The 19,259-nt window shown below is 73.3% G+C and carries 18 protein-coding genes; 7 read left to right on the top strand and 11 right to left on the bottom strand.

The annotated features are described in order from the left end of the window. Positions 1–11: 11 nt before the first annotated feature. Both ACIOGZ_RS04695 and ACIOGZ_RS04700 read right to left on the bottom strand, forming a co-directional pair. Complete coding sequence (locus ACIOGZ_RS04695) at positions 12–587, bottom strand: aminodeoxychorismate/anthranilate synthase component II (protein WP_063349726.1); 576 nt, start codon at positions 585–587, stop codon at positions 12–14. Further along, the gene (locus ACIOGZ_RS04700; protein ID WP_400810049.1) at positions 584–2,083 is read right to left on the bottom strand and encodes an anthranilate synthase component I family protein; all 1,500 of its coding nucleotides are present in this window, start codon (positions 2,081–2,083) and stop codon (positions 584–586) included. The genes ACIOGZ_RS04695 and ACIOGZ_RS04700 overlap by 4 nt, the downstream gene beginning before the upstream one ends. Positions 2,084–2,278: 195 nt before the next feature. On the opposite strand from ACIOGZ_RS04700, the gene ACIOGZ_RS04705 reads away from it, so the two are divergent. Together ACIOGZ_RS04705 and ACIOGZ_RS04710 are read left to right on the top strand one after the other, a co-directional pair. After that, positions 2,279–3,622: a class II 3-deoxy-7-phosphoheptulonate synthase gene (locus tag ACIOGZ_RS04705; protein WP_063351485.1), complete on the top strand. Its 1,344-nt coding sequence runs from the start codon at positions 2,279–2,281 to the stop codon at positions 3,620–3,622. 220 nt (positions 3,623–3,842) lie between these two features. Further along, on the top strand, positions 3,843–6,962 hold the full coding sequence (locus ACIOGZ_RS04710) for an AfsR/SARP family transcriptional regulator (protein ID WP_400984840.1): 3,120 nt from the start codon (positions 3,843–3,845) through the stop codon (positions 6,960–6,962). On the opposite strand, the gene ACIOGZ_RS04715 is transcribed toward ACIOGZ_RS04710, so the two are convergent. Further along, positions 6,959–7,297 (bottom strand): hydroxyisourate hydrolase, encoded by a 339-nt coding sequence (locus tag ACIOGZ_RS04715; RefSeq protein WP_363585084.1) that lies wholly within the window; start codon positions 7,295–7,297, stop codon positions 6,959–6,961. The two genes, ACIOGZ_RS04710 and ACIOGZ_RS04715, sit on opposite strands and share 4 nt — an antisense overlap. A 301-nt stretch (positions 7,298–7,598) precedes the next feature. Between ACIOGZ_RS04715 and ACIOGZ_RS04720 the strand changes: the two genes are divergently transcribed. From ACIOGZ_RS04720 to ACIOGZ_RS04740, 5 genes are all read left to right on the top strand, one after another. Further along, the gene (locus tag ACIOGZ_RS04720) at positions 7,599–8,792 is read left to right on the top strand and encodes a pyruvate carboxyltransferase (protein WP_363585082.1); all 1,194 of its coding nucleotides are present in this window, start codon (positions 7,599–7,601) and stop codon (positions 8,790–8,792) included. Continuing rightward, the gene (gene leuC, locus ACIOGZ_RS04725; protein ID WP_400984843.1) at positions 8,792–10,192 is read left to right on the top strand and encodes a 3-isopropylmalate dehydratase large subunit; all 1,401 of its coding nucleotides are present in this window, start codon (positions 8,792–8,794) and stop codon (positions 10,190–10,192) included. The genes ACIOGZ_RS04720 and leuC overlap by 1 nt, the downstream gene beginning before the upstream one ends. Before the next feature lie 100 nt (positions 10,193–10,292). After that, a complete protein-coding gene (leuD, locus tag ACIOGZ_RS04730) occupies positions 10,293–10,931 on the top strand; it encodes a 3-isopropylmalate dehydratase small subunit (protein WP_363630447.1) in 639 nt (212 codons plus the stop codon). Positions 10,932–11,050: 119 nt separating this feature from the next. After that, positions 11,051–12,088 (top strand): isocitrate/isopropylmalate family dehydrogenase, encoded by a 1,038-nt coding sequence (locus ACIOGZ_RS04735; RefSeq protein WP_363585077.1) that lies wholly within the window; start codon positions 11,051–11,053, stop codon positions 12,086–12,088. Between the two features lie 395 nt (positions 12,089–12,483). Further along, on the top strand, positions 12,484–12,900 hold the full coding sequence (locus ACIOGZ_RS04740) for a metalloregulator ArsR/SmtB family transcription factor (protein WP_063349734.1): 417 nt from the start codon (positions 12,484–12,486) through the stop codon (positions 12,898–12,900). A gap of 8 nt (positions 12,901–12,908) precedes the next feature. Here ACIOGZ_RS04740 and ACIOGZ_RS04745 read toward each other — a convergent pair whose 3' ends face one another. From ACIOGZ_RS04745 to ACIOGZ_RS04780, 8 genes are all read right to left on the bottom strand, one after another. Then, positions 12,909–14,327 carry a nitrate/sulfonate/bicarbonate ABC transporter ATP-binding protein gene (locus ACIOGZ_RS04745; RefSeq protein WP_400984847.1) on the bottom strand — a complete coding sequence of 473 codons (1,419 nt, stop codon included), beginning with the start codon at positions 14,325–14,327 and terminating at the stop codon, positions 12,909–12,911. 33 nt (positions 14,328–14,360) lie between these two features. After that, positions 14,361–16,118 (bottom strand): ABC transporter permease, encoded by a 1,758-nt coding sequence (locus ACIOGZ_RS04750; RefSeq protein WP_400984849.1) that lies wholly within the window; start codon positions 16,116–16,118, stop codon positions 14,361–14,363. 289 nt (positions 16,119–16,407) lie between these two features. After that, positions 16,408–16,773 (bottom strand): glyoxalase, encoded by a 366-nt coding sequence (locus ACIOGZ_RS04755; RefSeq protein ID WP_363589663.1) that lies wholly within the window; start codon positions 16,771–16,773, stop codon positions 16,408–16,410. Beyond that, positions 16,770–17,231: a hypothetical protein gene (locus ACIOGZ_RS04760; protein WP_363589661.1), complete on the bottom strand. Its 462-nt coding sequence runs from the start codon at positions 17,229–17,231 to the stop codon at positions 16,770–16,772. The genes ACIOGZ_RS04755 and ACIOGZ_RS04760 overlap by 4 nt, the downstream gene beginning before the upstream one ends. Before the next feature lie 71 nt (positions 17,232–17,302). Then, positions 17,303–17,710 (bottom strand): winged helix-turn-helix domain-containing protein, encoded by a 408-nt coding sequence (locus ACIOGZ_RS04765; RefSeq protein ID WP_400984851.1) that lies wholly within the window; start codon positions 17,708–17,710, stop codon positions 17,303–17,305. A gap of 54 nt (positions 17,711–17,764) precedes the next feature. After that, entirely contained in the window at positions 17,765–18,025 is a 261-nt protein-coding gene (locus ACIOGZ_RS04770; RefSeq protein WP_400326295.1) for a hypothetical protein, read from the bottom strand. A 74-nt stretch (positions 18,026–18,099) separates the two neighbouring features. Continuing rightward, positions 18,100–18,372 (bottom strand): hypothetical protein, encoded by a 273-nt coding sequence (locus tag ACIOGZ_RS04775; protein WP_363375417.1) that lies wholly within the window; start codon positions 18,370–18,372, stop codon positions 18,100–18,102. Between the two features lie 95 nt (positions 18,373–18,467). After that, positions 18,468–19,259: divalent metal cation transporter (locus ACIOGZ_RS04780; protein ID WP_400984854.1), on the bottom strand; the 792-nt coding region annotated here is incomplete at its 5' end.

The raw sequence follows: 19,259 nt of genomic DNA on the forward strand, positions 1-19,259 counted from the left end.
TGTGCGTGCGGTCAGCGCCCGGCGCCGACCGCGAGGAAGTTCTCCAGCAGCTGCATGCCGCCGGTGGTGGTGATGCTCTCGGGGTGGAACTGCACCGACTCGATGGGCAGGCTGCGGTGCCGCATGCCCATGACGTAGCCGTCGTCGTCGGCGGTCGCGGTGAGTTCGAGGTCCTCGGGCAGCGGCTGGGTGACGATCAGGGAGTGGTACCTGGTCGCGGTGAGGCTGTTGCCGAGGCCGGCGAACAGGCCGCGCCCGTCGTGCGTCACGGTGCTGGTGCGCCCGTGCATCAGCCGGTCGGCGACCTGGACCCGCCCGCCGAACGCCAGGCCGATCGCCTGGTGGCCCAGGCACACGCCGAGCAGCGGGACCTTCCCGGCGAAGTGGTGGACGAGCTCGACGTGGCCGGAGGCCGCCGGGTGCCCGGGGCCGGGGCCGAGCACGACCGCGTCGGGCGCGGTCGCGGCCAGCTGCTCGGGGGTGCGGGTGTGCGAGCGGACCACCTCGGTGTCCGCGCCGAGCGCCCGCAGGTACTGGTCGATGATGTGGACGAAGCTGTCCCGCGCGTCCACCAGCAGAACCTTCACGCCGTCAACTCCTCACCCGTCAGCGCCCAGTAGGCGGCGCCCAGCTTCGCCAACGTCTCGTTCCACTCGCCCTCGGGGGTCGAGTCGGCGACGATCCCCGCGGAACTCTGCACGGAGTACACCGCGCCGTCGTGCGCGATCGTGCGGATGCACAGCGCCAGTTCGCTCCAGCCGCCGACGTCGATCAGGCCGACGGCACCGGCGTAGGCTCCGCGCGGCTCCCGCTCGATCTCGTGGATGATCTCCATGGCGCGCAGCTTCGGCGCGCCGGTCATGGTGCCGGCCGGGAAGGTCGCGCACAGCGACCGCCACACGTCGGCGTCCTCCTCCAACTCGGCGCTGACCGTGGACACCAGGTGGAAGACGTGCGAGAAGGTCTCCACCACCATCAGGTCGTCGGCCGTCAGGGTGTGCGGCTTGCAGACCCGGCTGATGTCGTTGCGGGAGAGGTCGACCAGCATGACGTGCTCGGCCTGCTCCTTGGTGCTCGCCAGCAGGGCCTTGATCCGCCGCTCGTTCTCCTCCTCGTCCTGGTCGCGACGGGTGGTGCCGGCGATCGGGCGCATCACGATCCGGCCGTCCTCGATCCGGAACAGCAGCTCGGGGCTGGCGCCGATCAGCGTGCCCTCGCCGTTCGGGAGCAGGTACATGTGCGGGGAGGGGTTGCGCGAGCGCAGCCGCCGGTAGACCTCGACCGGCGTCAGCGCGGTGCGGACGTCGATCCGGTGGCCGACCTGGATCTGGTAGATGTCGCCGACCCCGATGTGCTCCAGGCAGCGCCGGACCCAGCCGTGGAAGGTGTCGCGGTCCACGCTGTCGTGCACGGACTGCGGGCGGACGGCCGGCGGGCACGCGGCCTGCGGCTCCTGCCCGGCCGCTTCCCGGGCCGCGCCCGCGAGGTCGTGGCGGCCGTGCTCGCCGAAGGCCGGGCTGTCGGCGGTCCGCAGGACCGGCGCGCCGTCGGTGCCGTAGTGCACGCTGTCGCGGAACAGCGTCAGCACGGCGTCCGGGCGGGCCGGCGGCAGCGCCCGGACGGGCAGGTCCTCCATGTGCCAGGCCGCGTCGTAGCCGAACCGGGCCAGGAAGCCGAAGTGGAAGCGGTCGCCGGGCAGGCCCGGCTCCAGGCCGAACAGGCCCTGCGCGCGCCGCAGGAACTCCCAGACGCGGGCCGGCTCGGGGGCCTCCAGCCGCGCGGGGGCGTCCGCGGCGGGGGTGAGGCCCGCCGCCTCGGCGGTCGCCCGCAGCACCGGGGCGAGCTCCGCGATCCCGTCGATCTCCAGGTACGAGCCGTACAGCCGGATCTCGGCGAGCGGGCCGCAGCCGAGCACCGCGGGCCCGCCCTGCCGGCCGGACTCGGTCAGGCTCTCCAGCAGGTACACCTGCTCCGCGCCGAGCCGGTCGCCCAGCCGCGTGTACAGCTCCAGCGGGTCGTGCGGCGGCAGCGGCTCGGTGCCGAGCCGGACGGCGAACGGAGGGTGCGATGGCGCGTCTGGCATCGGAATCCTCATCATGAATGGCCGGCTGGGTACGGCCGGTGAACCAATGGCCTCCAGTCAATCCGTTCGTCCCGGAAGGCGGTCAGACCAGTTCTCCGGTGCGGGAGCAGGCCAATTCGCGGACGCTTGACCTTCTTTCCGCGGCCGGGCTGCAATGAGCGGGCCAGCGATTTCCGTTCCCATCCGAGGGCCGTGATGAATCGAATTCCGCAGACCGGAGCACCTGCCGCCTGGCGTTCCCTGCCGGCGGCCCAGCAACCGCAGTGGCCGGACCAGGCGGCGCTGCGCGAGGTGGTCGCCGACCTGTCGGCCGCCCCGCCCCTGGTCCTCGCCGAGGAGTGCGACCGGCTGACCGACCGGATGGCCGCCGTCGCCGCCGGCGAGGCCTTCGTCCTCCAGGGCGGCGACTGCGCCGAGACCTTCGGCGGGCTCACCGCGGACGCGGTCACCGCCAAGCTGCGCACCCTGTTGCAGATGGCGGTGGTCCTGACCTACGCGAGCGGCGTCCCGGTCGTGAAGATCGGCCGGCTGGCCGGGCAGTACGCCAAGCCCCGCTCCCAGCCGGACGAGACCCGCGACGGCCTCAGCCTGCCCTCCTACCGGGGCGACGCGGTCAACGGCCCGGAGTTCACCGAGGCGGCCCGCCGCCCGGACCCGGCGCGGCTGCGGCGGATGTACGAGGCGTCGGCGGTCACCCTCAACCTGGTCCGCGGCTTCGCGGCCGGCGGCAGCGCCTCCCTCTACCAGGCCCACCAGTGGAACCGCGGCTTCCTGGAGGACTCCGCCGAGGCCCGCCGCTACGAGGAACTGGCCGACGGCGTGGACCGCGCACTGCGCTTCCTGCAAGCCTGCGGCTGCGACCCGGCCGGGCTGCTGGAGGCCGAGTTCTTCGCCAGCCACGAGGGACTGCTGCTGGACTACGAGCAGCCCCTCACCCGCACCGACCCGCGCACCGGGGCGCACTACGCCACCAGCGGGCACCTGCTCTGGGTCGGCGAGCGGACCAGGGGCCTGGACGACGCGCACATTGCGTACTTCGCCGGGATCCACAACCCGATCGCCGTCAAGCTCGGCCCCACGACCACCGCGGACGAGGTCCTCGGCTACGTCGACCGCCTCGACCCCGACCGCCGGCCCGGCCGGCTGACCTTCGTGGTGCGGATGGGCGCGGGCCGGGTGCGCGAACTGCTGCCGCCGCTGGTGGAGAAGGTCACGGCGGAGGGCGCCCGGGTCGCCTGGATCTGCGACCCGATGCACGGCAACACCGTCCAGACCGACGACGGCCGCAAGACCCGCCGCTTCGACGACATCCTGGGCGAGGTCGCCGGCTTCTTCGAGGTGCACCGGGAGCTGGGCACGCACGCCGGCGGCATCCACGTCGAACTCACCGGCGACGACGTCACGGAGTGCCTCGGCGGCGGCGACCAGGTCCGCGCCGAGGACCTGCACCAGCGCTACGAGACGGCCTGCGACCCACGGCTGAACCACCGCCAGTCCCTCGACCTCGCCTTCCGGGTGGCGGAGCTGATGAAGGCCTGAGAACCGCCCCGGGCCGCGGTTGGCCGGATCGGTGCGCGCCGATCCGGCCAACCGGCTTTTCCGCGCCGATTCCCCGTCGGTCACCCGGGGGCGCGGACGCCGATCGCAGTCCGTCAGGCGGCGTCTTTTGGGGAGAACTGAATATCGTTGACCCATTGACCGGGCCGTCCTTAGAGTGCCTTGCGATCCTGCGCCTATTCCTCTGGGGGGAGTGGAAACGGTGGGGTACCGACCTGGTTCCGGCATACGCCACGACGGCAGTTCCTCACCCGTGCCCCGGGTCGAGTACCGCATTCTCGGCCCGCTCGAAGCGCTCGTCGACGCCAGGCCGCTGAACCTCGGCGGGATCCGGCAGCAGACGGTGCTCGCCGCGCTGCTCCTCGACGTCAACCGGGTGGTCAGCGTGGACCGCCTGGTCCGCGCCCTCTACGAGGAGGCCCCGCCGGCCACCGCCCGCGCGCAGTTGCAGATCAGCGTCTCCGCCCTGCGCCGGCTGTTCGCCGTGCACGGCCTCTCCGACGTCATCACCACCCACCCGCAGGGCTACATGGTGAAGGCGGCGGACGCCCAGCTCGACCTGCTCCAGGCCCGCGACCTGGTCGGGAAGGCGCGGGCGCTGCGCGACCGGAAGGCGGCGGACCGCGACCGGACGGCGGAGGACCGCGACCGCAAGGCGGAGGCCGCCGCCCTCTTCCGGCAGGCGCTCGGACTGTGGCGCGGCGACCCCCTCGGCGGCCTGCCCAGCGAGGCGCTCCGGTCCGCCGCCGGCCAGCTCACCGAGCAGTGGGTCGGCGCCACCGAGGAGTGCGTCCAGCTCGAACTCGCACTCGGCCAGCACGGCGCGGCCGTCGGCGAACTCATCGGCCTGGTCGACGAGTTCCCGTTACGGGAGCGGCTGCGCGGCCAGCTGATGCTGGCGCTCTACCGCTCCGGGCGCCAGACCGAGGCGCTCCAGGTCTACCGCGACACCCGTCAGTGGATGATCGACGAACTCGGTGTCGAACCCGACCCCCGGCTTCAGCGGCTCGAACTCTCCATCCTCGCCGGCGACCCCCGGCTCGACCTGCCCGACGGCCGTCCGGCCGCCGCCCACGCCACCCCGGCCGCCGAGTCCGCCGCCGCGCCGCCCGTGGCCACCGCCGCCCCCGTCACCGTCCCGGAGATGCTCCCCGCCGACCTCGCCGACTTCACCGGCCGCGAGCACCTGCTCGCCGGCCTGCGCGAACGGCTGCTGCTCTCCTCCCACGACCAGTCCCGGCTCGCCGTCCCGATCGTCTCCGTCGTCGGCAAGGCCGGGGTCGGCAAGACCGCCGTGGCTGTCCACGCGGCCCACCAGATCGCCGCCGAGTTCCCCGGCGGGCAGCTCTTCGCCGACCTGCACGCCGGGGCCCCCGACACCGTCGGCCCGGCCCAGGTGCTGGAGCGCTTCCTGCGCGCCCTCGGCGTCAACGGCACCGCCATCCCCGACGGGCTGGAGGAGCGGGCCGAGATGTACCGGGCCCTGCTCGCCGAGCGCCGGGTGCTGATCGTCCTCGACAACGTCGCCACCGAGAGCCAGATCACCCCGCTGCTGCCGGGCAAGCCCACCTCGGCCGTGATCGTCACCAGCCGGCGGCACATCGGCAGCCTCGCCGGAGCCGTCCGGGTGGACGTCGACACCTTCGACCCCGACCAGTCCGCGGAACTGCTCGGCCGGATCGCCGGCCCCGCGCGGGTGGCGGCCGAACCGGAGGCGGCGAAGGCGCTGGCCGAACTCTGCGACCACCTGCCGCTGGCGCTGCGCATCGCCGGCGCCCGGCTCGCCGCCCGGCCGCACTGGGAGATCACCGAACTGGTGGAGCGGCTGGAGGACGGGACCCGCCGGCTCGACGAGCTCAAGTACGCCGACGTCGGCATCAGGGCCGGCCTCTCGCTCACCTACGAGAGCGTCAGCGAGGACGCCCGCCGGCTGCTGCGGCGGATCGCCCTGATCGACGAGGGGCCGTTCTCCACCTGGGTCGGCATGGCGCTGCTCGACCTGCCCGAGTACCAGGTCCAGGACCTGATCGACGAACTCTCCGACGCCCAGCTGCTGGACGCCGTCGGCACCGCGCCCGGACGCCACACCCAGTACCGGCTGCACAACCTGGTCCGGGTCTTCGCGCGCGAACGCCTCGTCGACGAGGAGAGCGTCGAGGAGCGGGAGTCCGCACTGGCCCGGGTGATCGGCTGCTTCCTCTACCTGCTGATCGAGGCGAGGCAGCGCGAGTACGGCCGCGACGTGCTGATCCGCGGCCGCGGCACCGCCCTGCACCCGCTGCCCGCCCGGACGGTGGACCGGCTGCTGGCCGAGCCGCTGCGGTGGTTCGCCCGGGAGCGGCCCATGCTCGTGCCCCGGGTCAGACAGGCGGCCATGATGGGCCTCACCGCGCACTGCTGGGAACTCGCCGTCACCGCCGTGACGTTCCTGGAGACCCACGGCCGGCTCGACGACTGGCGCGACACCCACGAACTCGCCCTCGCGGCCGCCCGCAAGGGTGGCGACCGGCTCGGCCAGGCCGCCGCACTGCACTCCCTCGGCTCGCTCGCGCTGACCCGGCAGAACTTCGCCGCCGCCGAGGAGCGCTTCCGCCAGGCCGCCGGGATCTTCACCGACCTCGGCGACGACCTCGGCTCCGCCCTCACCGCCCGCGGCCTCGGCTACCTCGCCCGGGTGGACGGCCGGATCGACGAGGCGACCGCCCACTACCAGGCCGCCCTCACCGTCCTGCGGGCGAGCGGCGGCTCCGTCGCCGTCGCCTACGTGCTGCACAACCTGGCCCAGCTCAAACTGGGCGAGGGCGACGAGGAGGGCGCCGGAGAGCTCCTCGACGAGGCGTTGCGGCTGAGCCGGGAGGGCCGCGGCCGGCGGGTCGAGGCCCAGGTGCTGCACCGGATGGGCCAGAGCCACCTGGAACGCGGCGGCTACGACCGGGCCCTGGAGGCCTTCTCCCGCGCCCTCGACGTCGTCCGGCTGATCGGCGACCACACCGGCGAGATCTACGCCCTGCACGGCATCGGGGCGGCCCGCCACCGGCTCGGCGAGAGCGGCGAGGCCGCCCACGCCCTGCACCGCGCCCTGCTCCTCGCGGAGGGCTCCAACGAGCGGCTGATCATGGGCCGGATCCTCGTCACCCTCGGTGAGTTGGCGCTCGGCACCGGGGAGGCCGACCTGGCGGTCCAGCACCTGCGGCGGGCCCGGCTGGTGTTCCGCCTCATGCGGACCCCCGCCGAGGAGGCCCGCACGCTCGACCTGCTGCGCTCCGCCCGGCTGGCCGCCGGCGACCCGGAGCCCCCCGCAGGCCCGGGTCCACCTTCCTAGTCGGCGATGAAGGCCACCGCGTAGTGGTTCAGCGAGAGGGTGAGGCTCACCCGGTGCCCCGACTCGCCGTCGGAGACCCGGAAGGTGGCCGCCACCTCGGGGTGCACGGTGAACAGGCCGAGCCCGCTGAAGTACCGGTCGACGTCGAACACCAGCCGGTAGAGGCCGCGCCCGCCGTCCGTCCCGCCCCACTCCTCGATCCGGCCGCTCGCGTCCGTTCTGCGCTCGACCACCGGCACCCACTCGTTGTCGACCAGCGACTCCAGTCTCGCGTCGAGGCCGACGGCGGTGCGCCCGTGGACGCTGTCCAGCGCTTCGACGATGACCCTCGCCATCAGCCCACCCGCCCCGGGCGCGGTAACCGGGCCGGCGGACGTTCCTCGGACGGGATATCTCGCATGAAAACCACTCCTTGCCTCAGTACACGATGCATTGGGAAAAGGGCGCGTCAAGCCTATTGTCAGGGGTCCCGCTATCGGCCCGCCATCGAATGATTATTTGTTCGAAAAGTCTTGACGGGCAGTGATTCCGGACCAGTAAAGTCACCGCTGCCAGCCACAATCCTCCGCCGCCGCACACCGCGACCTCCCGTCCGGTCGCCCGTCCGGCGGCGTTCCCGAAAGAGGCGGAAAATCCATGTCTCCGAAATCCGTCCCCACCGCACGGCGGCTCCGGGTATTCGACTCGACACTGCGCGACGGCGAACAGGCCCCGGGCAACGCGATGAACCCCGACCAGAAACTGGAGCTGGCCCTCGCCATCGAGGCGACCGGCGTGGACACCATCGAGGCCGGCTTCCCCAGCTCCTCACCGCGTGACTTCGAGGCGACCAGACTGATCGCGGGCGCGCTCACCACCGCCAAGGTGGCGACTCTCAACCGGGCCGTCCGCGCGGACATCGAGCTGGCCGCCGAGGCCGGCGGCGTCGAGCGCCACCAGGTCCAGATCATGGCCACCGGCAGCGACGTCCACCTGGAGCACAAGCGCGGCCTCACCCGGGCCGAGGGCCTGCACGAGATCATCGACAGCATCCGGTTCGCCCGCGAGCTGGGCTTCACCGACATCACGCTCGGCATCGAGGACGCGAGCCGGGGCAGCGACGACCTGCTGCGCCCGATGATCGAGGCCGGCATCGAGGAGGGCGCAGGCACGGTGGCGCTCGCCGACACCACCGGCTGCCTGATCCCGGCCGAGTTCGGCGCCCAGGTGGCGCGGGTCCGCTCCTGGATCCCGGACCACATCATCCTGTCCACCCACTGCCACCAGGACCTCGGGCTCTCCCTCGCCAACGCCCTGGCCGGCGTCGAGGCGGGCGCGGACGAGGTGCAGGCCACCATCGCCGGCATCGGCGAGCGCGCGGGCAACACCCCGCTGGAGGAACTGGCGGCGGTACTGCTCTACAAGGGCGAGCAGCTCGGCCTGACCAGCCGGCTGCGCACCGAGAAGTTCTACGAGGCCTACCAGCTGCTGGCCCGGATCATCGGAATGTCGACGCCGCGCAACAAGGCGATATTCGGGGAGAACGCCTTCGCCACCCAGGCCGGAATCCACCAGGCCGGAATGCTGCGCAATCCGGTGACCTACGAATACGTCGAGCCGCACAGCTTCGGCCGGGAGCGCGGAATTCTCATCGGCCGGCACTCCGGGCGCAATGTGGTCCGCAACCTGTTCGACCAGATGGGAATCGGCGCCGAGCGCGACCTGCTCGACGAGATCTACGAGACCTACATCGCGGGCCGCGCCGACGGCACCTGCATCGAACTGGGCGAGCTGCGCGAGATCATCGCCGAGCGCCTGGAGCGCACCAGCGAGATGGCGGTGGCCAGCTGATGGGCGGCACCGAGCGCAACCTGATCGAGAAGGTCTGGCAGAGCCACGTCGTCGACCAGGCACCGGGCGAGCCCGACCTGCTCTACATCGACCTGCACCTGCTCCACGAGGCGAGTTCCCCGCAGGCCTTCGACGGCCTCCAGCTGGCCGGCCGCCGGGTCCGCCGGCCCGACCTCGCGCTCGCCCTCGAGGACCACAACGTGCCCACCAACACGCTGCTGGTCAAGGACGCGATGGGCAGCGCCCAGCTGGAGCGCCTGCGCGAGAACTGCGAGGAGCAGGGGATCGAGCTGTTCTCGCTCGGCGACGACCGGCAGGGCATCGTGCACGTGGTGGCGCCCGAACTGGGCTTCGTGCGCCCCGGCATGACCGTGGTGTGCGGTGACAGCCACACCTCCACGCACGGCGCCTTCGGGGCGCTCGCCTTCGGCGTCGGCACCAGCGACGTCGAGCACGTGCTCGCCACCCAGACGCTGGCGCTCCAGCGCCCCCGGACGATGTCCGTCGAGTTCGTCGGCGAGCCGCCGGCCGACGTCACGCCGAAGGACCTGATCCTCGCGGTGATCGCGCACATCGGCGCCAACGGCGCCAACGGCTACGCGATCGAGTACCGCGGCAAGGCCGTCGAGGACCTCTCCATGGAGGGGCGGATGACGGTCTGCAACATGAGCATCGAGGCGGGCGCCCGCGCCGGCCTGATCGCCCCCGACGACACCACGCTCGCCTACCTGCGCGAGCGCTGGGACCCGGCCGCCGAGGCCGACTGGGACGAGGCCGTCCGCTACTGGCAGTCCCTGCGCACCGACGAGGGCGCCGCCTTCGACCGCGTGGTCGAACTGGACGTCACCGGGCTCAAGCCCTTCGTCACCTGGGGCACCAACCCCGGCCAGGCCGTCCCGCTGGACGCCGCGGTGCCGGCGCCCGAGACCTTCGCGACCCCCGCCGAGCAGCAGGCCGCGCGCCGCGCCCTGGAGTACATGGGCCTCGAACCGGACGTCGCCCTGCGGGACGTCGAGATCAACACCGTCTTCCTCGGCTCCTGCACCAACGGCCGGATCGAGGACCTGCGGGCCGCGGCCGACGTGCTGCGCGGCCGCAAGGTCTCCGACCGGATCACCATGCTCGTCGTCCCCGGCTCGATGGCCGTCCGGGCCCAGGCCGAGGAGGAGGGCCTGGACCAGGTCTTCCTCGACGCGGGCGCGCAGTGGCGGCTCTCCGGCTGCTCGATGTGCATGGGCATCAACGCCGACCGCCTCCAGGGCATCCAGCGGGTCGCGTCCACCTCCAACCGCAACTACGAGGGCCGGCAGGGCACCCACGCCCGCACCCACCTGGTCTCGCCCGTCGTCGCCGCCGCCACCGCCGTGGTCGGCCGCCTGGCCGCGCCGACCGAGCTGTGACCGCGCCCGCCGGGCACACCCGCCCGACCCGTTCCACCCGACCGGCCTGTTCGACCCGTTCGACCGACCGCAGCCAGACCGACCAGCAGGGGGCAGAGGCATGAGGGAGCCGCTCACGGCGCACACCGGACAGGCCGTGGCCCTGTCCCGGGACGACGTCGACACCGACCAGATCATCCCGGCCGAGTTCTGCAAGCGGCTGACCAAGACCGGCTACGCCGACACCCTGTTCGGGCACTGGCGCAAGGAGCCCGGGTTCGTCCTGAACCAGCCGCAGCACCAGGACGCGAGCGTCCTGGTGGCGGGCCACAACTTCGGCACCGGCAGCTCCCGCGAGCACGCTGTGTGGGCCCTGCGCGACTGGGGTTTCCGGGCCGTCATCGCCACCAGCTTCGGCGACATCTTCCTGCGCAACGCGCTGAAGAACGGTCTGCTGGCCGTCGCCCTGCCGGTGCCCGTCGTCGCCGACCTCGCCGAACGCGCCCAGGCCGACCCGAAGTTCGAGATCACCGTCGACCTGGAGCAGCTGACCGTCGGCACCGACCTCGGGACCTGGGAGTTCGAGGCCGACCAACGCGCCCGCTGGCTGCTGCTCAACGGCCTCGACGACATCGACGTCACCCTGCGCAAGGCCGACGCGATCGCCGCCTTCGAGCAGGGCCGCCCGGCCTGGATGACCAGCATCACCCGCGGCGCCTTCTCCTCCCCGGACACCGCGAAGCAGCGCCGGGCCTCCTGACGACCGCACCCCCCGGCGCAGCTCCCAGGGCCGCGCGGCGGTGACCCTGCCCGACGCCCCCGGCCCGGCCGACCCGACCCACACCCGGCCGGCCCCACCCCAGAAACGGTGAGAGACCCATGACCAAGACAGTGACCGTCATCCCCGGTGACGGCATCGGCCCCGAGGTGACCAAGGAGGCCCTGGAGACCATCGAGTCGCTGGGCCTGGACCTCGCGGTCGACGTGCTCGACCACGTCAACGCCGACACCTACCTGCGGACCGGGGTCTCCCTGTCCGACGAGGACTTCGAGCGGATCAAGGCGAGCGACTCGGTGCTCTTCGGCGCCATCGGCGACCCCCGCGTGAAGACCTCGGACTACGGCCGCGGCGTCCTGCTGCGCCTGCGCTTCGACCTCGACCTGTACGTCAACCACCGCCCGGCCACCCTGCTCCAGGAGCGGCTGAGCCCGCTGCGCGACGCCCGGACCCGCGCCATCGACGCCGTGATCGTCCGGGAGAACACCGAGGGCCTCTACACCGACATCGGCGGTGTGCTGCGCGGGAACACCGTGCACGAGATGGCCGTCGACGCGGACGTCAGCACCTACATGGGCGTCTCGCGGGTGATGGAGTACGCGTACTCGATCGCCGAGCGCGGCGTCTGCATGGTCGACAAGTCCAACGCCGTCCGGCACGGCGGCCAGGTGTGGCAGCGGGTGTTCCGCGAGGCCGCCGCGAAGCACCCCGCCATCAGCTCCACCCACCTCTACGTCGACGCCGCCGCGATGAAGCTGATCTCCGACCCGTCACAGTTCGACGTGATCGTCACCAACAACTCGTACGGCGACATCCTCAGCGACCTGGCGGCCATGCTGGCCGGCGGCCTGGGCAACGCGGCCTCGGCCAACATCAACCCGGACACCGGGTTCGGCCTCTACGAGCCGGTGCACGGCAGCGCGCCCGACATCGCCGGCCAGGGCATCGGCAACCCCTTCGGCGCCATCCTCAGCTCCGCGCTGATGCTGGAGCGCCTGGGCTGGGCCGCCGAGGCGAAGGCGATCCAGCTGGCCGTCGGCACGGCCGTGGCCGAGGGCGCCTGCACGCCGGACCTCGGCGGCTCCCTCACCACCGAGCAGGTCGGCGCCGCGGTCAGGGCGGCCCTCGCGGCGGCCTGACGGCATGACCCGCCCCCACCCCCCCAACCGCCGCCGTGGTCGCCCCACCGACCACGGCGGCCGGGTCCGTCCTCCCCGACACCGCCCGGCGGGCGGGCGTCCGAAGGCGGACCCAGGCCGCTCAGCCCCAGGGATTGTGCTCGTGCGATTCGCTGACCGCGGTACGGAACGTGGTGTGCTCGATCATCTCGTACGGACTCCAACTCCTGGACGGTGCGGCCGGTCGGCAGCGGTTGAAAGGATGGCTGAAGCCTGGCAGCTCCGGCCATCGGCCCACTATCGACGCCCGCTGTCGACGCCCGCCGGGTACGCCCGCTGTCGACGCCCGCGCCCGGCCGGACGGCACCGGGTTCGGCGCCGCCGGGGCGGCGGGGCCGGCTCGGTAGGATCCTGGCATGGGTGCGCAGGAAGAGGCGTGGGACACGGACGCGGCGGAGCGGGCGGTCGCGGTGCTGAAGGCGGTCGCCGACCCGTCCCGGTACCGGCTGCTCTGGGCGCTGACCCGGCGGGAGCTGCCGGTCAGCGAACTGGCGGAGCTGCTGGGCGCGCACGTGGCGGCGACCTCGCAGCACCTGGCCAGGCTGCGGGCGGCCGGGCTGGTCGTCTCGCGCCGGGAGGGCACCCGGATCTTCTACCGGGCCGCCGAGGTGCGCGGCCTGCTGACGGAGGCGGCGCTGATCGCCAACGACCTGCCCGGGCGCGGTGACGGCGGTGACGGCGGCGGTACCGGCCCGGCCGCCGCGACGGCCGAGCAGCCGTTCGCCCGCGCCGTCCGCTCCGCCCGCCGCCGCCCGGCCACCGGCCAGGCCTGAGGCCCGTCCTAGGGCGTCTCCTCGTCGAGCCGGTACTCCCGCAGGGCGGCGTCGTAGCCGAACAGCCCGGCGTAGCGGCCCCAGTCGGTGGCGGTCTCCAGCTGCCGGTCGACCTGTTCGCTGGTGTAGTGGTGGGCGAGCAGGTCGCGGAAGAAGCCGGCGTGCACGGCGGTGCCGGGGCGGCCGCGCAGGCCGTTGGTGATCAGCCGGACCAGCGGGACGTCCACCGCGGCTCCGGCGAAGATGGTCCGGGACTCCTGGACGTCGGCTCCGGCGAAGGCGGTGCCGGCCTCGGTGAGCAGCAGGTCGTCGCCGTGGATCTCGGCGAAGCCGAGCAGGTCGAGGGCGTCGAGCTGGGGGAGCATGTCGTCGATGTCGAGGCCGAGTTCGTCGGCGAGGTCGGCGAGGTCGCAGCAGCCGCCGCGGTGGGCGATCATCGCGGCGAGGCCGGCGAGGCCGTCCACGCTGGCGGTGGGCAGCGGGGTGTTGGCGACGGTGCGCCGGTCGGGCCGGGCGCCGTCGGCGCGGCCGGGCAGGCGGGTCTCCTTGGGGCGTCCGGTCATGATCCGGTAGACCCGGTCGACGAGTTCGTCGAAGGCGGCGGCGTCGCGGTCGCGGGGCCGGTCGAGGTCGACCTCGACGGTCTCCCGGATGGTGCCGTACGGGCGGGAGCCGAGGACGACGATGCGGTCGGCCATCAGGACCGCCTCCTCGATGTTGTGGGTGACCAGCACGACGGCGCGGGTGGGGAACTGGCCGGACTCCCACAGTTCCAGCAGTTCGCCGCGCAGGTTCTCGGCGGTGAGGACGTCCAGCGCCGAGAAGGGCTCGTCCATCATCAGCACGTCCGGTTCGACGACCAGGGCGCGGGCGAAGCCGACGCGCTGGCGCATGCCGCCGGAGAGCTCCTTGGGGTAGGCGGACTCGAAGCCGGCCAGGCCGATCAGGTCGATGGCCTGGACGGCGGCCTCGGCGCGCTCCCGGGGCGGCACGCCGCGGGCCTCCAGGCCGAGTTCGACGTTCTGCCGGACGGTCAGCCAGGGCAGCAGCGCGAAGGTCTGGAACACCAGGGCGCTGCCCGGGTTGGCGCCGGTGAGCGGGGTGCCGCGGTAGGCGACGGTGCCGGAGCTGGGCGGGATCAGTCCGGACAGGCAGCGCAGCAGGGTGGACTTGCCGGAGCCGGAGCGGCCGAGCAGGGCGACGATCTCGCCGGCCCGGACGGTGAGGTCGATGCCGGACAGCACGGGCAGCGCGCCGTCGGCGCCGGCGTAGGCCTTGGTGAGGCCGACGGTCTCCAGCAGGATCTCGCCGTCGGCGGGGGAGCCGGGGAAGTCGGGGGAGTCGGAGGAGTCGGAGGAGTCTGCGGGGGAGAACACAGCGGCGGTGGGCGGCGCGGTGCGGGCGGCGCGCGGGAACGGGAAGCGCATGCGGGGACCTCCGGGGCGGGGAGCGGGCGCGGGTCAGAGCGAGTAGCGGCGCTCGGCCAGGCGGTAGAGGCGGCGCCAGAGCAGCCGGTTGAGGGCGACGACGTACAGGCTCATCACCGCCACCCCGGCGAGCAGGTGCGGGTAGTCGCCGTGCTCGGTGGCCCGCGCGATGTACGCGCCGAGGCCGGTGGCGGTGAGCGTGGTGCCGCCGAAGGTGACGACCTCGGAGACGATGGAGGCGTTCCAGGCGCCGCCGGAGGCGGTGAGTCCGCCGGTGACGTAGGCCGGGAAGATCCCGGGGATGATCAGCCGTCGCCAGCGCTGCCAGCCGCGCACGCCCAGGTCGTCCATGGCCTCGCGCAGGTCGGTGGGGATGGCCATGGCGCCGGCGATGGTGTTGAACAGGATGTACCACTGGGCGCCGAGGGCCATCAGCAGGACGCCGCCGAGGTCGATCGACAGCCCGGTCCGCAGCAGAAGCCAGACGACCAGCGGGAAGAGGAAGTTGGCAGGGAAGCTGGCGAGCACCTGCACCAGCGGCTGGGCGATCCGGGTCAGCCGGGGGGAGAAGCCGATCCGCACGCCGACCGGCACCCAGACCAGGGTGGCGACGGTCACCAGGACGACGACCCGGGCGAGGGTGGCGAGGCCGAGCAGCAGCGGTTCGCCGAACACGCCGAGGCCGGTCGCGCCGTGCAGGTAGCGGCCGAGGTCGATCAGGCCCCAGAGCACGAGGCCGCCGGCGACGGCGGCGAAGGCGGTGTCCCCGGCGCGCCGCCGCCCGGGGTCGACGGCCAGCGGGCGGTCGTCGGTGCCCAGCAGGCGCCCGGCCCGGGAGAGCGCCCGCCACCCCGGGCGCAGCAGCCGGCCGAGCAGCCCGGGCCAGTGGGAGCGGCGCAGCAGGTCCAGCACGACGGAGCGCTGCACCTCGGTGGCCTCGGACTGCTCGTTCTTGAAGCGTTCGGCCCAGGCGGTGAGCGGGCGCCAGAACAGCAGGTTGACGCCGACCACCAGGACGGCCATGGTGGCGATCGCCCAGCCGACCCGGCCGAGGTCGCCGGCGGCGATGGCCGCGCCCGCGTAGGAGCCGACCCCGGGCAGCGCGTAGCGCTGGTTGTCGACGCTGATCGCCTCGGAGGCGACCAGGAAGAACCAGCCGCCGCCGAAGCTCAGCATGCCGTTCCAGACCAGGCCGATCATGCCCGAGGGCAGTTCGACCTTCCAGAACCGCATCCACCGGGTGAAGCGGAACGAGCGTGACAGCTCGTCGAGTTCGGGCGGCAGCGAGACCAGCGAGCAGTAGAAGCCGAAGGTCATGTTCCAGGCCTGGGAGGTGAAGATGGCGAACACCGCCGCGCACTCCAGGCCCAGTACGGAGCCGGGGAACAGGGCGAGGAAGCCGGTCACCGCGACGGTCAGGAAGGCGAGCACCGGTACCGACTGGAGGATGTCCAGGGCCGGGATCAGGACCCGCTCCAGCCGGCGGCTGCGGGCCGCGGCGTAGGCGTAGCCGAAGGTGAAGACCACCGACACGGCGAGCGCGGCGAACATCCGCAGCAGCGAGCGGGCCGCGTCGTACGGCAGCCGGGCCGGGTCGGTGTCGACCGCCGCGTTCCGGCCGGTGGAGAACCGGACGGTGGTGCCCTGCCCGACCCGCAGCGCGAGGTAGAGCAGCACCAGGACGGCGGCCGCGACGAGCGCGTCCACCCAGGTCATCCGGGCCAGGCGGGCGGCCGTCCGGGACGGCAGTGAGCCCCGGGCGGCGCCCGGGGCCGGCTTCGGCAGGGTCATGGGGTGCACCTCCGGCGCGCACCCGGGGCCCCGGGGTCGGGAGAGGTGCGTGCGACGTCAGCGGGATCGGGACGAACGCCGCGTCCCCCCGGGCCGTTGCGTCAGGCGCGCGGTCGGGCGTGGGGGAGGCGGCCGGTACGGCGGCGCGTACTGGGAGGGTCTTCGCCCATGGCCGCCTCCTCCGGTGGTGTCGTCTGGTGTCGTCCCGGCCCGTCCTGCGGGCCCCGGGCAGTCTGCTCCTCGGGTACGTCCGTAGGCAAATGGATCCGGGGTTCCTCCGCGCGCCGGCTCAGGCCGCTTCGACGAACTCCAGCAGGTTGCCGACGGGGTCGGTGGTGTAGAAGCGGCGCCGGGGCGGCAGGCTGTCGTCCCACACCACGAGCGCGCCGAGCTCGGACAGCCGCGAGGCGAAGTCGTCGATCTCGGAGACCGCGATCCCGGGGTGGGCCTTGGTGCTGGGGCGGAAGCGCTCCTCGATGCCGAGGTAGAGCCGGACCCGGCCGCCGTCGGCGGCGAACCAGCAGCCGCCGCCCGCGGTCAGCGGCCGGGGCTTGGGGATCTCGGCCATCTGTAGGACGTCGCCGTAGAAGGCCCGCAGCAGGGCCTCGCTGCCGGGGGGTGCGGAGAGCTGGACGTGGTCGAGGGCCGTGATCACTGCGGCCTCCTCTCGGGAGCGGTGTGGTGCCGGGCCGCGGTGACCAGCAGCCGGGCGGTCGGGGTGGACAGGTCGAGGTGGTGGGCGATCCACTGGGGGTCGTGCCCGTGGGTGGCGAACACCCAGGCGGTGTAGAGCCGGTTCAGGCCGGGGGCGCCGGGCGACAGCAGCAGCGGTCGGACCTGCTCCATCGGGAACCCGTCCAGGGAGCGGGCGCTGAACCACTGGGTGTCGTCCTCGTCGGGGGCGGCGGGTCGGGCGGTGCCGCGCCCGCTGCGGGCGAGCAGCAGGGCGAGGAGCAGCCCGGCCGCCGAGGCGCCGATGAGCACGCCGGAGAGGAAGATCCGCAGCCGCCCCGGGGCGACGCCGACGGCGATCCCCTGGAGGGTGAGGAGGAGCAGGACGCCGCACAGCGCCGTCCCTCTGCTGGTCCAGGGGAACAGGGCGGTTCTGGTCACGACGGTGTCCTCCTTCGGTGGGGTGGCGGCCGGCGGGTGATCGGGCCTCGGTCGGTGCGATCGGTCGGCGGTCAGGCGACGCGGGTCAGGCGGGGGTCGTACTTGTAGCCGATCTGGCGAACGGTGGCGATCGCCTCCCGGTGGCCGGGGCCGAGCTTGCGGCGGATCCGGGCGATGTGGGTGGCGATGGTGCGGGTGTCGCCGGTGTCCGGTCGGCCCCAGACCGTCTCCATCAGCTGGCGGCGGGAGTGGACCCGCAGCGGGTTGTCGACCAGGTGCGCGAGCAGCTCGAACTCCAGGTAGGGGAAGGTCAGTTGCTGCCCATCGACGGTGACGGTGCGCTGTTCGGGGTCCACCACCAGGCCGGTGTCCGGGTCGACGGGGGGCCGGGGGGCCGGGGCGGGGCGCGGACGCCGGGGCGGGGCGGCGGCGGTGTGGTCCGAGAAGATGGCTTCGAGCCTGGGGTAGCGCACGGCCATGGCGGATGCTCCTTCGGCGGGTCGGTGCGGATCTGTACGCATCGGTACGGGTGGTCAGCGGGCGGGGTGCCAGGGGTGCCAGGAGGCTTCCAGCCGGGCGGTGCCGTCCGGGGCCGTGACGGTCCGCCAGCTGGCCCGCAGCCGGGCGGGGCGGTCGGCGGAGGCGGCGGCCGGGGCCGGGGCCGTGACGGCGTGCAGGACGGGGCTGTCCAGCGGGCTCTCCGCCAGGCGTCGGCCCACGGCGGCGAGCGCGGCGCGCAGGCGGCCGCGGCCGGCGGACGGGAGGGAGGGGTGGAACGCGGCGACGATGGACATGGCAGGTCACCTCCGTGACGGGGCGGCGGGTGGAGGGGGTGCGCGAGGGCGCGGGTGGTGCGGTCGGCGGGGCGTCAGCCGTGCGGCCGGTGGCGGGCGGCGGCGCGGCTGAGGCGGCGCGCGGCGGCCGGCGGGAGGTCCGCGAAGTCGGCGAGCCAGTCCGGGCGGTGGCCCTGGCGGGCCAGCAGGTAGGCCAGGTGCACGCGCGGCTCGTACGCGGAGGCCCGGGTGTTGGGCGTGCCGGAGTGCGGGCAGGCGCCGGGGTCGTCGAGGCGGTAGTCCCTCTCGACGCCGTCGTGCAGGGCGAGGCGGACGCGCGGGCAGTGGTGGTGAAGGGCGGTGCGCATGGCCGTACTTCCTTCCTTCCCCGGGTGCGGGGCGGTCGAGGTTTCCGGGTTGGGGCCGGGGCGGCGGCACTGTCGGGCGCCGCCCCGGCGGCGGCTCAGTGGTTGAGCGCGGTCTGGACGATCTTGATGATGACCATCACCATCGCGACCAGGAGGTAGGCGCGCAGGGCGCCCATGCCGACCTTGCGGGCGGTGGACATGACCGGCTTGCCGAGGGTCTCCAGCGGGGGCATCCGCCATTCCTCGCGGCCGGTGCGGTCGATCGGGTCCTCCTTGGTGGCGGTGCGGCCGAAGGTGAAGAAGTACCCGGCGACCAGGACACCGGCCACGCCGCAGCCGGCCATGATCCACAGGATGGCCTGCGAGCTGATGTCGGGCCAGACCACGGCGGCGGTCAGGATCAGCGACAGCATCACCAGGACCCCGACCACGGCGGAGGTGAAGGCGTTGGTCTTGGGCCCGTTGACCCACGGCCCCAGGACGGCCTTGTCGTTGCAGAGCAGCAGCAGGAACACCGTCGCCGAGGGCAGCAGCACACCCGCCAGTACCTGGACGAACTGCGTCATCAGGCCCTGGGTGTAGCCGGTGGACAGCAGCGTGATCACGGCCGCCGCGACCACCAGACCCGCGTAGATCGCGTAGAAGCCCCTGGCGCCCTTGACGCCCCGGTGCAGCGAGTGCCTGATGCCGAACACGTCGCCGATCGCGTAGGCGGTCGACAGCGACACCGCGAAGGCGCCGATGATCGAGGCGTCCAGCAGCGCGATGGCGAACAGCACGCCCACCACGTGCCCGGCCTTGTCCTCAAGGCCCTTGGCGACGGCGGCCGCGTCGGAGAACTGGCCGAAGCCGTCGGTGCCGGCGAAGGCCGCGGCGGTGAAGCCCAT

It is taken from the genome of Kitasatospora sp. NPDC088160, assembly GCF_044741445.1.
GTDB lineage: Bacteria > Actinomycetota > Actinomycetes > Streptomycetales > Streptomycetaceae > Kitasatospora.